The following is a 14,182-nucleotide window of genomic DNA, read 5'->3' as shown; positions in this document are numbered from 1 at the left end:
CGGACCGCGAGACCGGTCCGTGGACGACCTGCGCGAGGGCAAGGGCACCGTGCCGGTCGGGTGCCCCAGACCGGCTGCGGGCCCGGGCTTCGCAGAGGGCGTGCAGAACAGTAAGAGCGGCCAGCGTGATCGACGAACGGCAGGCCAGCACGGAGCGACCCCGGCGACCGAGCCGGTTGCCACCCGATGCCGACTGAAGGCGGCCCATGATGGGTTCTGCGACATCGCACGACCACGGCTACGACACCTACCTCAGCCCGGAGGCTTCGCCACGCCTGTGGGATGGCACACTGCTGAGCCGGTTGAAGACTCCGTGGCACGACCTCTCCGAACGAACGAGGCCCTTCCCGGTCCAGTGCAACTACTTCCACTCCGCGGCCAGTGAGGAGAGCGGCCGGTGGCTGCGGCAGGCGGTGGCGCTGGAGCCCGAGGTGTACGACCGGCTCCTGCGCGAGGACATCGGGGGCTTCTCCTCCTGGGTCTATCCCGACGCCACCGCAGGACAGGTCCGGGCCGTGAGCGACTTCCACCAGTGGGTGGTCGGGTTGGACGACCTGATGGACCGCCGCTCCACCCTCGACACCAGCCTGTCGGCCTGCACGACGCTGGAATCCCTCGGCACCGTCGAACTGGCCCCCTTCGACGACATCTTCACCCGGATGCGCGCCCTGGACATGACCGACCGCTGCGCCGAACAGTTCCTCAAGGCGATGCACCTGTACGGGGAGTCGTCACGCCACGAGGTCAAGGCATACGCGGGCCAGACCGGGTTCGCCTCGCTACGCGACTACGTGGACAACCGCCGCTCATCGGCAGCGATGCCCGTCTACTTCGCCCTGATCAAGTGGATCTCCCGGATCGACCTGCCCGACGACGTCTACCAGCACCCCGTCGTAAAAAGGCTGGAGAATGCCTGCAGCGACTACGCGATGCTCTACAACGACGCCGGATCCTTCATCAAGGAATACCTGGCCGGCCGCAGCGAGGGAACGTTCGTGCGATTGCTGTCCGAGCAGCACGGCCTCTCCGTGCAGGACACCTTGTACGAGATCGCCGACATGGCCGCGGCCGCGGCCGACGACCTCGAAGCGGCCAGCGACCGGATCGAAGCCTGTGATCTGCCCGCACACCAGCGCGAGCACATCCACCGCTACGCCGACGGGCTGCGCAAGTACACCGGCGGCGTCAACCATTGGAGCAACCACACCTGCCGCTACCTCGTCGGACAGCCCCTGGCCAAAATGCCCCCCACCTCCGACAAGGGCGACATTCACCACCTGCGGGACCATGCCGGGTAAGGCCAACACTCTGCTTCCGGCACGGCTGCTCCAAGCTCATGCCTGTCCCAGCCGCTCGCGCACTCACGGCGCCGTGGACGGTGTCCGTCGTCGAGCAGCGGCCTGGCAGCACCCTCGAAGGAGGTCGAGCGGCGCTCTCACCAGGAGCGGGCCGGCTGGAGGCTGCCCCGACGCGAGGTCGAGCCCGTCGTAGCCGCCCTCGGCCGGTCGCGCACGGCAACACCAGCGCGACAACCTGCGCACCACCGCACGTACCCGCACCACCCGCCTACCCGGCCCATGACACCCCCGCATCCAAGCAGGGCCCGCGGCACCGACCGAGAAGAGTGCGCGTCCCCCTGGTCCGTGGGCACGTCGGGGAACTCGACGCCGCCGCTGAGGTGGACCAGTGGGCCGGCCTTCCCCACATGGCCGCCGGGCGCAGGCGGTCACCCGCGCCCGGCGGCTCCCCGGAACTACGAAGTGGGGGTGTATCTGACCGATTTGACGTAGGTGATGAAGGGTCCGCGCGCGGGATCCGGGTCGCCGCCAGCCCACTCCAGGCTGGCCCTGTCATGGCCGCACCAGGATCCGATCCTCACGCGGAACGGACCGCTCGGAAACCTGTCACCACGAACGGACTTCTTCTCGATACGGATCGGGTTCCCGTCCACCTGCCACATGATTTCCTGCTCGGTGACGCTGATCGAGTAGGTGTGATATCCGGCGCTCGCGGCGTGATCCGTCGGACAATAGGCACCTGAATTGTATTCGATTTCACCCCTGTTGCAGAATTCTGTGAAAACGCTGCGGTCATTCTTGCCGACAAGGTGGAAGTCGATCTCACTCCTGTCTTCCGAATACAGGACGAAGGAGTTGACGATGCCGGGCTCCCAGGTTGCCGTCTTCATGACCACATCGACGCGGCCGTACATTTGGCAGTGCTTGCCCTTGGAATCCACCAAAGCGCCCAGCATGGCCGAACCGCCAGCGGGATTGCCGGACCCTCCGGGCGTGGGAGTCAGCGTGAGGACCCCGCCGCTGATCTCTGCGTTCCCCTGCACCTCCGCGAAGTGCGGGGAAGCAGTGAACGGTCCGTCGGGCAGGGTCGAGAAGTCTTCGGTCCACGCCGACGCGCCGGGCGTCTTGATGGTCGCGCTGGTCGTGTCTGGGGACGAACTCATCAGGCTCTGACCTCACATCGATGGGAAGATACAGGCCGCTCCTGGCGCAGGCCCGCCAAGGTGCGCAGACTCAGGCAACGGTGCAGCCACCTCGGCCCACTGCGATTCCGACGAACCGGCACCGCTCACCCGGAACGATAGAAAACGACTGCCGAGTCAGGCCGCACACCAACCCGTGCGGCACAAACACAGTGGCGCACCACGCACAGTTGTAACCACACCACTCATCCAGAGCGAAGCCGGCATGACCACCGCTCACCCGATCGAGAGCAGGTTTCACCAGGAAGAACGATCAACCCCACAACCTGACCGCCCACACGTGGCGGACGCGGCGGGCACACCGGCAGGGCACGGTCGCGGTGACCCGCGTAGTAGGCGTCGGTCGCGGCGGCCAGAGCGTCGATATCGTCGTCGCTGAACATCCGCCCTGTCAGATACCAGCCGTGTTCGGCGTACCCGTCCGCTTCAGCGTCGGAGGGCAGCGCTGCCCGCTCACCATCGTTCAGTGAAACGACTGGAATCCCACGGCTCCTCGCCTTCTGCACATCCGAACTGCATCACGGCCACAGAGTCCCAAGCCTCGCCCGGTCGAGCGATACTCAAACATCTGCCGATGGTTGACCTGCAAGGTAGTCCTGCAGGACCGCCAGGAAGTCCGGATCGGGCCGCAGGCCCAGTGCGGCGGCCCGATGGTTGTCGAACGCGGCGGGCCAGGACGCCACGATCGACTCGATGGCCGGGTCGGGTGCGATGGCCACCAGGTCGGCAGCGTCGCCGGCCACCTGGCGCAGCGTGCGGAGCATGTCGGCCACCGACACGGTGAGCGCGGGAAGGTTGACGGGCAACAGCCCGTCAAGGCGTCCCGGTGCGCTGCCTCGTTCGGCTTCGGCGACGCGGAGAATGCCCTGGACGGTACGCCGTGGGGATGCCAGGGCCACGCGCTGGCCGGGGCGCACCGGGCAGGTGGCGGGGAGTCCCGCGAGGGGTTCACGGATGATGGAGGACACGAAGGCGGAGGCGGCGGCGTTCGGTGTGCCCGGCCGTACCGCGACGGTCATCAGGCGGGCAATGCGGCCGTCGAGGAAGCCGCGGCGGGTGTAGTCGCCGATCAGGTGTTCGCAGATGAGTTTCTGTGTCCCGTAACTCGACCGCGGTTGCGGCGGCGTCGAATCGCTGACGACCGGCGGCAGTGGCACGGGCGGGGTCGCGCCGTAGACGGCGAGGCTGCTGGAGAACAACACCCGGCAGACCACCCCCCGGGTGGCCGCCTGTGTGCGGGCGGATTCCAGGAGAGCGCGGGTGGCGTCCACGTTGTCACGCATGCCGAGGTCGAAGTCCGCCTCGCATGCGGCGGAGACCGCGGCCGCGAGATGGAACAGCACATCGACCGGCTGGGCGAAAAGGTCGCAGGCGTCGTCGATGAGATCGCCGTGCACCACATCCACGAGCGGGTCGGCCGCAGCAGGCGAGCCGTGCGCTGCGACGCGGTCGGCGAGCACCAGGCGGGTGATGGGCTGGCCGTTGAAGGTGCGCCTTTGCGTGAGCACTTCGGCCAGGAGCCGGCCCAGGAATCCGGAGGCGCCGGTGATCACGACCCTCATGTGTCTGCTCCTCGCAGCCGTGGGCAGTCGGCGCGTTCTGCGCGGGCGCGCCTGGGGGCGCGGTCCGGTGCCGGGTGTGTCACGGCGCTGCCTGCGAGGGCTCGGCCAAGCGCAGCGGCATTCCGTCGATGAGCCGGGTGGCCCCCACCTGCACCGCGGCCAGCAGCCAGGCCTCCCCCGCCCCGGGTGCCGGTCCCAGGCCGGGGTCGGTCAGTTCCAGATAGAGGGGGTACACGGGCACCTCGCCCTGACCGGCGTCCCGCAGGAGCTTTTCCGCTGCGCCCATGACGTCCGCCGCCTGCCCGCCCAGCGCTGCCGCTTCCGCCCCGGCCGTCAGGGCGCGGGGCAGGGCCAGTGCCGCGGTGCGCTCGGCCGGGGAGAGCCGGGCGTTGCGGCTGGACAGGGCCAGGCCGTCGCGCTCCCGTACCGTGGGTACCCCGACCACCTCCACCGGTACGTCCAGGTCGAACACCATCCGCCTGAACAAAGCCAGTTGCTGGAAGTCCTTCTCCCCCAGGAACACGGCGTCCGGCCGCACAAGATTGGTCATCTTCAGCATCACGGTGAGCACACCGTCGAAGTAGCCCGGCCTGCCGTCCGCCTCCAGCCCCTCGCCCTGTGCTCCCGGCACGACGCGCACCAGGGGGCCTCCGTCGCGGTACACCTCCGCCGTCTCGGGCAGGTACACCACGTCCGCGCCTTCGGCCTGGCACAGCGCGCAGTCGGCTTCCGGGGTCCGGGGATAGACCGCGGGGTCCTCGTACTGCAGCGGATTGACGTACACCGTCACCACCACATGATCGGTGTGCTCCCGTGCCGCACGGATCAAGGCCGCATGTCCCGCGTGCAGTGCCCCCATGGTGATAACCAACCCCACCGACCCGCGCAACCCGGCGCGCGCCTGTGCCAGTCCCGTCCGGTCCGTCGTCACGATCATGCGACTCCCCGCATCCTCACAGCCACCGGCAGGACAGCGAGGGCTGCCTACCCGGACCACGACGCCGCTCAAACCGCTTTGGGTGCGCACCGACGACGACAACGAGGCGTGCCTGGAGGACTTCCCGAAGGACGGCTGCCAGTCATCACCGCCTGGGCATGGCCGAACGAACCCCGCGCCACGTTCACGACCGCGAGCCGCCGCAGCCGAGGAGCACACCCGCGCCAACTACCAGGCCAAGCGGGAACGGCGGTGGCAGCAGCTACGCGACGCCGACCCCGCCTTCGCCACCCGGATCGAGGAAATGGGGCATCTGGGGCGGGCCCTGCCGTAACCGATGGGTGCGCCCCTCGCCGAGTGCGCTGACCGACGCCTGCCGTCACTTTGGTGACGGCAGGCCGGCCTCGATCAGCCGGCCCGCTCGACCTCCGCCTCGGCGCGGGCTGCCCGCACCCCCAGACCGGGCTGTTGACCGTGCCGTATGCCGACACCGGGTCGACGGGGCGCCGCCGACTCCGCGCGCGGTCAGCCAGTGCGGTGACGGGTGCAGCGGCCGAGGCTTCCGCACCCGTCCCCGGGCCCGGTCAGTGGATGACGATGGAGAACCAGGCGTCGGCCGGCTCCCCGTCCGTGTTCGTCACCGACACCGCCGCCGAACGCCGCGCCACACAGCCACCCGACCACGTCCAGCTGACGATCCGGCCCCGCGACAGCGACGACGCCGTCGTCAGCGTCCGCGACACATCGGTCTGCGCGTCCGTGAAGACCACGCAGTACTCGCCCAGACCCGTACGCCGGACCTCGTCGACGCCCTTCGCGTTACGGATCGCCCCCGACGCCTCCACCACCGCCCCCGCCTGCGCGTAGGGGGCCTTGACGTTGTCCGCCACGGCCACGGCCACACCCGCGCCCGCCGCGACGACCGCCAGACCCACCACACCGACCGCCAACGACCGGGACTTCTTGCTCTCGAACACCACGACTCCTCCAGCAACCGGATATCCAACCCGGCGCCCACGCCCCGCTTCGCGGCCGCACAAGAGCAGCAACCGGCCGGAGCAGGCAAGCGAGCACCGCACACACCGATGGTTGCGGCCCCCCACACCCCACCCCAACAGCACCGGGCCAGAAGATCGTTTCCCCCTCACCCGAACAGCCGCACACCCCACCGGCCCGGCCGTCGGGCGAGGCAAGGAGAACAGGCATCGGCCCGGTCGGGCCCGGAAGGAACCCGGCCCGGCCTCAGCACGCCGAACGCCTGCCCTCGCCTCTATCGCCCCGGACCGGAACCCCGCGGCGTCGGGATTGAGGGTGGATGGGTCGACCAGCCGGACAGCACGACTTCGCCCTCGGTATCGCGACATCCGCCGGGCAAGCCCCAGGGAAGCCTGGGCAAGCCACCCCGCGCACCGGCTCGCCCACCCATCGGAGTGGGCCGGGCGGTCGTCGGACACCGTCAGCCCCCGGCTTCCCGGCGAGGCTGCTGGGCCGGTGATCGATAACCGGTCACCGGTGTGGCGGGAGTTGCACGGACCCGTTACGCCTCTGACGCGCTGATCGACCGATCGCAGGATCTGGGCCGGCCACGAGGGGCCCGCTGACCGGTCAAGGGTCCGGACGCCTTCCAAGGTCGCGGCCTGCGGCAGCGGCAGGCGCCGGCCCCGCTGAGCCTCCTCGGACTCGCCGAGGACGGGAGAGGGGTCGCGGATCTCCAGGACGTCGATCTCGAACCCGGCGAGGATCCCCCGCTTGATGCTCTCGCTAAGCCCCAGCTCGGCCAGCCACGCCCCGTAGGTGCCGTCGGGGTCGTCGGCCATGCTCGCAATCTCCGCCTCCTGCCCTTCTACGGGCGGGCCGCGGCGAGGATGCGCGTGGTTGCGGTGAGGTAGAGGCGGGAGTCCGCCGGGATGCGGGTGTTGTCGTGGATGGCGGCCCAGGGGCGGCCGAGGTCGCCTACGGTTCCGTGGGCTTCATCGACGATGGCGAGGTCGAAGCCCGCCATCTGCCGGTGAAACCGGTGCCTGACTGCTCTGGCGAGGTGGAGAGCGGGGCTTACCGTGACATGGCCGTCCTCCGGTGGGCGATCGAACGAGAGCCTGTCGAACGGCAGACCGATATCGCCCCGCGGACGGTCTCCGCCCGCCGTCTCGCCCTTGCGGTCTTCAAACCGCCCCCGCCAAGCCGCGAGTGACTCCCGTTCTCATGCACGAAGCCACACTGCTCGACCGACGGGCCCCGCATCGCCGAGTTCAATCGCGAGGAGGGTAGAACTTCATGCCGTTGCCGGATGCACTGCCGGTGTCTCTGCAGGGGCCGGGGCGGGATGCCGCCATCTGGGGCTGGCGCCGAGTGCTGCGGTGGCGAGGGCGTGGATGGTGACCAGGCACAGTGCCGTGCGGTAGGCGATCTGCTGGAGTGGGAGCAGCCACAGGTGGCGCAGGGTCTCGTCGTCGGTGCGCAGGGCGTAGGCGGCGAGGGCGAGTTGGGCGAGGCTGAAGGCGGTCCAGGTGAGCGCGGGGACGGGCGTGGTGCCGGAGGCGAGGCCGTAGAGGGCGGCGGCGTCCATGAGGGGTGCCGCGAGGGGCAGGGCGAGTTGGAACAGCAGCAGGTAGGGGACGGTGCGGCGGCCGAGGTGGCCGGCGGTGCCGGTTTCCTTGACGGCGTGGCGGTGTTTCCAGAGGGACTGGAGGGTGCCGTAGGCCCAGCGGTGGCGTTGGTGCCACAGGCCGCGGACGGTGGTGGGGACGTGGGTGTGGGCGTGGGCGTCGCCGCGGTAGACGACGCGCCAGCCCCGGCGGCACAGGGCCATGGCGATGTCGGTGTCCTCGGCGAGGGTGTCGGCGCTGATGCCGCCGCAGGAGGCGAGGGCGGAGCGGCGGAAGGCGCCGATGGCTCCGGGGACGGTGGGGCTGGCCCCGGCCAGGTCGAAGAGGCGGCGTTCCAGGCCGAAGCTCATGACGTATTCGAGGTGCTGCCACAGGGGCAGCAAGCCCGCACGATTGGCGACCTTGGTGTTCCCGGCCACGGCGCCGACCGTGGGGTCGGCCATGGCGGCGGCCAGACGTGCCGCTGCTCCCGGGGCGATGACGGTGTCCGCGTCGACCATGAGGATCACGTCGTGCGCGGCGTGCGCGACGCCGGTGTTCAGGGCGGCGGGCTTGCCCCGGTTGGGACGGGTCACCACCCGTACCCTGGGGTCCGCCACGGCGAGGGCCGCTGCCGCGGTGCCGTCGGTGGAGCCGTCGTCGACCACGACCACGTCGATGTTCGGGCAGCCGCCCTCCAGCAGCGCCCGTACGCAGGAGGCGATGGTCGCCTCCTCGTTGTGGGCGGGGACGACGGCAGAGACACGGGGCAAGGGGACGGGTACCGTCTGTGGGCGGGTGCGCCTGCGGTGCGCGGCGGCGGCTGCGGCGAGCAGGAGCAGGCGGGCGGTGGTGAGCAGCGCGACCGCGTACAGCAGCCCCGCGGCAGCGGGCGGCACGGCGACGGCCGCCTGGATCAGGCCGATCAGGGCGGTGCCGAACCAGTAGTCGAACGCGGGGGCCTGGGCGGTCGGGGGCGGTAGTCCGACCGCCTCGCTCAGGGTGGTGAAGCGGTATCCGCGTGCCTTGAGGGTGTCGATGAGCGGGCCCAGGGCGGCGACGGTCCGGGAGCGGTCGCCGCCGCCGTCGTGCAGGAGGACGACGGCTCCACGGCCGTCCTTCGGTGTGGCACCGTCGACGATGTCCTGGGGCGTGTGTGCTTCCCAGTCGAGTCCGTCGTGGGTGGACAGGACCGTGAGGTAGCCGAGCGCCCCGGTGCGCAGGGCCGCGTGCCAGTCGCGGTCGCCGACCGCGTCGGGCATGGACGAGTACGGCGGCCGCAGCAGGGTTGTGTTCTCCCCGGTGGCTCCGGCCAGCACTGCGCGGCTGGCGGCGAGTTCCAGGCGGGTCTGCCAGACCGGCGCGGTGGCCAGGTCGGCGTGGGTGAAGGTGTGCAGGCCCACCTCGTGTCCGGCTGCCGTCTGAGCCCGGACGACCTCGGGGTGCTCGGCCACATGCCGGCCGACGACGAAGAACGTCGCCGGCACCCGCTTTTCGTGCAGGACCCGAAGGATCTGCGGAGTCCAGGCGGGGTCGGGCCCGTCGTCGAAGGTGAGCGCCACCGTACCCGGATGCACGCCCAGGCTGACCGGGGGGCCGCCACGCGTGTCGATCACGGGCCCGCCGCCGGACACCGAACGCGGGACGAGCCCGTCTGGTTCCTGCTCCTGCACCGTGCCGGGGCCACCCGTGCCGCGCAGGACGGAGGTCGCCAGGAACAACGCCGCCATGAACACCACGAGGACGCCGGTCAGGAGCCACCAGTGCCCGCGGGGCGAGACCGCCCTCATCGCCGGGAGGTCGTGTGAACGGCCCCGGCGGGGACCGGTGCCTGCGTCTCGGCGGCGACGTACAGCACTCCGACGCCCATCGCGAGGACGTACAGGCACAGGAGGCCGACCATCACCCCGACGGCGGTCACGATCCTGCGGCGGCGCCCGCGCGGGTCGTCGAACACGGGCGGCGAAGGCCGGGGGCGCGGCGGGGCGAGAAGATCATCGATCACTCACCGAATGCTAGGAAGATCGTCTTTGAATGTTCCCATCGCCGCGCGGGAGTTCCCCCGCAGGAAGGGCCAGTGCACACGCGGCTTGACGGCGGCGACGCACGAACGGGGCGACTTCGGCGACTCGGACGCCTTCGACACCCGAGGCTACGCGCGGCCGTGCCAGGGTGGCGGAGCAGCACGCGCTCCAGCACCTTCACCCCGCACCCCCCGTACGGAGTAGACGCCGTCCATGGCCGCACCCCCGGACACCGCCCCGCCCCCCGCCGCCACGCCCGCTCCGGGCAGACGCCGCCCGCGCGCCGGGACCGCCGCAGGGCTGTTGTGCGGCGTGCTGGTGCTCGCCGCCCTCGGCTACGCCGGCCTGAGGTTGCACCACCGGCTCACCACCATCGACCTGCCCCAGGCCGACACCGCACCCCAGAGCGGCTACACCCTCACCGTCTACTTCACTCCCGGTGAGGCGTATTACCACGGCCCCCGGCGCAGCATTCGAGGCCAGGCCTGCGCCGGCCAGAGCCCGCCGGACACGTTCCCCGCCGACTACCTGGAGCGCGTCGACCTGGAAGGCTTCGGCAAGACGGCGCGCGGGGACTACCTCGGCCGGGACTTCGACCGGAAGTGCTACTTCACGACCGGCACTCCCCCGCTGGGCTCCAACGACAACCCGCTGGTGCCCTGGCGGTCAGTGGCGGCCAACCACCTGTCACCGGGCACCGAGATCCGCGTCACCGACTGCGGTCCGGGGCTGACCGCCGAGATCTGCAAGCGGGTGAAAGCAGCGCACTGGCGCGTCGACGACCTGTGCAGCATCGGCTGCGACGACCCCAAGCACCTCGACCTGTACATCGGCGAACAGACCAGGGCAGCCATCGAAGACGAGGACTCCTATTTCGTCACCACCGGCGCCACCGTCCGAACCGGCGCACCCAAGGCCCTGCGCTGAACCTCATCCACGCAGGTCACAGGCTGTGCGGCGAACGGGGCAACTCCGGCCGACGCACCCCTGACGCATGATCAACAGCTCAGAGCGCGTGTCACGGTGACGGCGGGGCACCGGCCCCGATCTCCCAGGAGCAAAGGAACCGCCGTGCACATCCGGACCTACCTCACCGTCGCGGCGCTGGCCGCAGGAACAGCGCTGGGCGCCACCGCCGGCTCGGCGAACGCCGCGATCACGGACGTCTGCGGCGCCGTCCCGTCGGACTACCTGCACACGTTGGGTCTCAGCCGCACCTATACCGGCACCCTGAAGAGCGGCTCGGTCTCCTACAAGGCCGACGTGACCTTCAATGCGATCGGCAATCCGGCCGCGCAGCTCGGCTACGTCGCGGAAACGGCCGATGACGGCGTTGCCGAGGTGAGGCGCGGGATCACCAAGCTCTCTTCGGACAGCAACGGCATCGGGCAGATCGATTTCGACTTCGCCCACCTCCAGACCGTCAGTATCGTTCCCGTCTGCACGGCTGGATCCCCCAAGGTGAGGAGCATTCAGATCAAGGCACAGGACATGGAAGACAAGAGCGCTTTCAAGGGCTCACTGGCCTGACGTCCCGGCGGCGGGGCCGTGCACGCACGCCAGGGCCCCGCCGCACTCTGCCGCTGTTCCCGCCGCCCCCCCGGACCGCCCGGGCCCCTTCCCCGCATGGCGCGGTGCACACGGCCGTCGTCACACCCGCACGTACCATCCGCGCGCGACGAGCAGCCGTCCGAGCGGTACGTAGAACAGCAGGAGCCACACCAAGGCCCACACCATGCTCGCCAGTGGCGCGGGCATCCACGGGACCAGGAAGACCTCAGCACCCAGGCTCCACATCGACTCATTCCGGCCGTGATACCGGACGGGAATGTAGTCCAACGTGGTGATGACGAGCTCGGACAGGACGTAGAAGAACAGCGGGTTGCGACCCAGGGCGATGAGCGTGTCGCCCACGGGCACGAGTCCCCGTCGAACGGCGCCGCTCACACGCACGGCGGCCGACGGCAACCAGCGCCTGGAACCGCTGCCCGAGCCAGGCCCAAGGGCATGTGCCGCGCAGCCGGACATCGGCCACAGCCCGCCGTCGAAGGCCAGGAGCACAAAGCCGAAGGCGGCGGTCATGATCCCGACGGTGACGAGGGCGTACGACGGGGTCCACAGCGGCTTGCCGACCGGGATGACCAAACCCAGCGCGAGGCCGGCCCCGACGCACACGGCACCGGCGGAGATCAGCAGGGACACACGCCTGCGAACACCTCCGATCGCACTGTAGCGGGGCTTGTTCCGGACGATGTCCGCGCCGATGAGGAGACCCGCCCAGCAGTTGACGACGGCCACCAGCGTCGACATGAGCCCTTCGGGGTCGAATGCTCCCCCCTCGAAGTTGTGGCGGACACCCCAGATGTTCGTGTCAACGTAGGCCTCCAACGAACAGGCCGGCACCAGGCCGTGGATGCCGGCACATTCGGGCCAAGGGTTGTGGAAGGTGTACGTCGTCACGATCCAGAGTCCCGCGCACAGGAGCGGGAACCCGCCCAGCAGGAACGCCCTGACCAGTAGACGGACAGCGCGCGGGCGCGCAGCGACGAGGGGCGCAGCCGCGCCCTCGGCGGTCGCCCCGCTGCTGAAGGGCAGCAGCGACCAGGCACATGTGACGTACAGGATCGACACGATCAGGTACACGACGCCCAGGCGCTGCAGCACGCCGACGAACCGCAGGTGCTCCAGGTTCTCGGGCAGGAACGGATACGCGTTCAGGAACATGCCGATCGCGTACAGCAGTGCTGCTCGCCGCACGATGCGAAGGATGTGGGGGCGCCGGTCCGGGCCGCCCGGACCGTGTGCAGTCTCAGGCCGGAGGAAGGCCGACATGGACACCGGGATTGCCATCCCCATGATGAACAAAAACCCGGGGAAGACCAGATCTGCAAATGTCAGCCCGAAAGGTTCCGCATGCTGCATGACCGATCCCGCGAGCCCCGCCACCTGGCTGCCGACGAGGATGCGCAGGACGACCAGGCAGCCGCGGAACGCGTCCAACCCGTCGAGACGCCGTCGGCCGGGTGAGGCTCGAACCACCTCCGCTACAGGCTGCGCCGAAGGTGCATCAGCAGCGACCGGCGCGGCGAGCGCAAGGGCGGCCGGGCCCAGACCCGGCACGACACCCTCGCCCTCGCCCATACGGGCGAGGTGGGTTCGCGAAGACATGCGGCTGACCAGGGCCGCGCTCATCCATCCCATACACACCTCGAACGCTTGCCGGGCTTCCACCCAGAGCTCAGCACCGCCCCGGCCGGTAGGCGGGGGCGTCATCGCCCCTCCAACGACTGGACGTGGTTCCCGGCACCGGCCCGGCAGCGGGAAAGAGATCGCGGGGCAGTGGGCGAGAGCGTCGGGGACCTGGTCACCGCCCACTGCTGGAGAGGGCGAACGCCGCCAACGAAGTCGACGTGAAACGGACGACGGTTCCACGGTCTGCCAGGCGCTGACGCGGTCGAGACCGCGAGCAACGTGGCCGTCGAAGTCGCTCCACGGCCGGCCTCGGCGCATCTCGGGCCGGAATTCGAGTTGTTCGGCCATCTGCCCCGTAGGGCCCGTTGTCGACGGCCCCGCGAAGGACGTCTCCGGTGCCGTCCAGGCCGTCGGCCGGCGGTGTCGACCAGCCGCCCGGCATGGCTGCGACCACCAAACGACCACCACACCTACCAGGTCCGCAATGCTCTCCGGCAACTCCGCGCCGCCCGCCGGGCGCGGAGTTCGTCGCCGCCGCCGCGGCTGCGGCCGGGCCGGTCGACGTCACTGTCATCACCCCCGGCGGCACCAGCACCGCGCTGCCCGCAGGCCGGTACACCTACGCCAAGGACACCACCAAGCTCACGGCCGACCCGCTACTGGTGACTCACCCCGGCCAGCTGAGCATCAGCCTCGACCTGTCGGCCACGCCCACCGACACCGGCAAGCCATGCTCCGGCGCCACGATCAAGTCCACCGCCGGCCTCATCCGCATCGGCTGACCTTGCGCACGACAAAGGAGGCAGCCGTCGAGGCTCCTCGACGGCTGCCTCCCGCCATTCCTGCCCGCGGGACCAGCACGCGGGGCCCCATCACACCTTCAAACCCTAAAAGAAGAAGACGTCCAGGGCGGCAGCTCCCGACCTCTCCGATCGCAGCCGCAGGAGGACCGAACCGGCAGCAGCAAACCAAGATCCGGACCATTTCCGGACCAGCCTCCGTCAGAGGACCGCGCCAACTGCCGTTTTGCCTGGTCAGCGTAGGGATGACCGCTGTACCACCATGAGACGAAGAAGGTCTCCGCCCACATAGCGCCCTGGACATCGCCGAGATCGTCCGCCAGCTGCTGGAGGAGGGATGGGAGATCGACCCTGAGGACCTGGCCCAGGTCTCGCCGTACCTGACCGAGCACATCAAGCGGTTCGGCGAGTACTCCCCCCACGAACTCGGCGTCCAGCCCGCGGCATACGACCCGAAACTCGACGTCGACTTCACCCAGCTCCGAGAACAGGAGCCGGCCGCCCCCGGCTTCGGCACAACCGCCTGATCCCCGGCACACACGATGACCGCGATGCCCCGCTGAACAACCGGACGCTGGACCC

At 70.0% G+C, this 14,182-nt stretch carries 13 protein-coding genes and 1 pseudogene; 6 read left to right on the top strand and 8 right to left on the bottom strand.

The annotated features are described in order from the left end of the window. Positions 1 to 302 precede the first annotated feature (302 nt). Positions 303 to 1,298 carry a hypothetical protein gene (locus ACIRBY_RS32065; RefSeq protein WP_403907293.1) on the top strand — a complete coding sequence of 332 codons (996 nt, stop codon included), beginning with the start codon at positions 303 to 305 and terminating at the stop codon, positions 1,296 to 1,298. A 455-nt stretch (positions 1,299 to 1,753) separates the two neighbouring features. On the opposite strand, the gene ACIRBY_RS32060 is transcribed toward ACIRBY_RS32065, so the two are convergent. The 3 genes from ACIRBY_RS32060 to ACIRBY_RS32050 form a co-directional block, all read right to left on the bottom strand. Continuing rightward, complete coding sequence (locus ACIRBY_RS32060; protein WP_403907291.1) at positions 1,754 to 2,461, bottom strand: family 16 glycosylhydrolase; 708 nt, start codon at positions 2,459 to 2,461, stop codon at positions 1,754 to 1,756. 599 nt (positions 2,462 to 3,060) lie between these two features. Further along, the gene (denD, locus tag ACIRBY_RS32055; protein ID WP_403907289.1) at positions 3,061 to 4,062 is read right to left on the bottom strand and encodes a D-erythronate dehydrogenase; all 1,002 of its coding nucleotides are present in this window, start codon (positions 4,060 to 4,062) and stop codon (positions 3,061 to 3,063) included. Positions 4,063 to 4,141: 79 nt separating this feature from the next. Next, positions 4,142 to 4,999 carry a 4-phosphopantoate--beta-alanine ligase gene (locus tag ACIRBY_RS32050; RefSeq protein WP_403907287.1) on the bottom strand — a complete coding sequence of 286 codons (858 nt, stop codon included), beginning with the start codon at positions 4,997 to 4,999 and terminating at the stop codon, positions 4,142 to 4,144. A gap of 82 nt (positions 5,000 to 5,081) precedes the next feature. On the opposite strand from ACIRBY_RS32050, the gene ACIRBY_RS32045 reads away from it, so the two are divergent. Then, positions 5,082 to 5,333, top strand: coding sequence for a hypothetical protein (locus ACIRBY_RS32045; RefSeq protein ID WP_403907284.1), 252 nt, complete (start codon positions 5,082 to 5,084; stop codon positions 5,331 to 5,333). 250 nt (positions 5,334 to 5,583) lie between these two features. Here the strand turns inward: ACIRBY_RS32045 and ACIRBY_RS32040 are convergent, their stop codons facing one another. The 4 genes and pseudogenes from ACIRBY_RS32040 to ACIRBY_RS32025 all read right to left on the bottom strand — a co-directional run bounded on the left by ACIRBY_RS32040 (position 5,584) and on the right by ACIRBY_RS32025 (position 9,589). Next, positions 5,584 to 5,976 carry a hypothetical protein gene (locus tag ACIRBY_RS32040; protein ID WP_403907282.1) on the bottom strand — a complete coding sequence of 131 codons (393 nt, stop codon included), beginning with the start codon at positions 5,974 to 5,976 and terminating at the stop codon, positions 5,584 to 5,586. Positions 5,977 to 6,621: 645 nt separating this feature from the next. Beyond that, positions 6,622 to 7,100, bottom strand: a pseudogene (locus ACIRBY_RS32035) (helicase); the annotation flags it as partial. Positions 7,101 to 7,271: 171 nt separating this feature from the next. Next, complete coding sequence (locus ACIRBY_RS32030; protein ID WP_403907280.1) at positions 7,272 to 9,374, bottom strand: bifunctional polysaccharide deacetylase/glycosyltransferase family 2 protein; 2,103 nt, start codon at positions 9,372 to 9,374, stop codon at positions 7,272 to 7,274. Beyond that, positions 9,371 to 9,589, bottom strand: a complete 219-nt coding sequence (locus ACIRBY_RS32025) for a hypothetical protein (protein WP_403907277.1) — start codon at positions 9,587 to 9,589, stop codon at positions 9,371 to 9,373. The genes ACIRBY_RS32030 and ACIRBY_RS32025 overlap by 4 nt, the downstream gene beginning before the upstream one ends. 232 nt (positions 9,590 to 9,821) lie before the next feature. On the opposite strand from ACIRBY_RS32025, the gene ACIRBY_RS32020 reads away from it, so the two are divergent. Together ACIRBY_RS32020 and ACIRBY_RS32015 are read left to right on the top strand one after the other, a co-directional pair. Beyond that, a complete protein-coding gene (locus ACIRBY_RS32020) occupies positions 9,822 to 10,535 on the top strand; it encodes a hypothetical protein (protein WP_403907275.1) in 714 nt (237 codons plus the stop codon). Between the two features lie 144 nt (positions 10,536 to 10,679). Continuing rightward, positions 10,680 to 11,138, top strand: coding sequence for a hypothetical protein (locus tag ACIRBY_RS32015; protein ID WP_403907272.1), 459 nt, complete (start codon positions 10,680 to 10,682; stop codon positions 11,136 to 11,138). A gap of 120 nt (positions 11,139 to 11,258) precedes the next feature. On the opposite strand, the gene ACIRBY_RS32010 is transcribed toward ACIRBY_RS32015, so the two are convergent. Continuing rightward, a complete protein-coding gene (locus ACIRBY_RS32010) occupies positions 11,259 to 12,800 on the bottom strand; it encodes an acyltransferase family protein (RefSeq protein ID WP_403907269.1) in 1,542 nt (513 codons plus the stop codon). Between the two features lie 395 nt (positions 12,801 to 13,195). On the opposite strand from ACIRBY_RS32010, the gene ACIRBY_RS32005 reads away from it, so the two are divergent. Beyond that, on the top strand, positions 13,196 to 13,582 hold the full coding sequence (locus tag ACIRBY_RS32005) for a hypothetical protein (RefSeq protein ID WP_403907266.1): 387 nt from the start codon (positions 13,196 to 13,198) through the stop codon (positions 13,580 to 13,582). A 314-nt stretch (positions 13,583 to 13,896) separates the two neighbouring features. Beyond that, a complete protein-coding gene (locus ACIRBY_RS32000; protein ID WP_403907467.1) occupies positions 13,897 to 14,127 on the top strand; it encodes a Tn3 family transposase in 231 nt (76 codons plus the stop codon). Positions 14,128 to 14,182: the final 55 nt, after the last annotated feature.

Source organism: Streptomyces sp. NPDC096136 (genome assembly GCF_044763325.1).
GTDB lineage: Bacteria > Actinomycetota > Actinomycetes > Streptomycetales > Streptomycetaceae > Streptomyces.
Note: the sequence above shows the minus strand (reverse complement) of the source record. Positions and strands in the feature narration are given on the sequence as shown.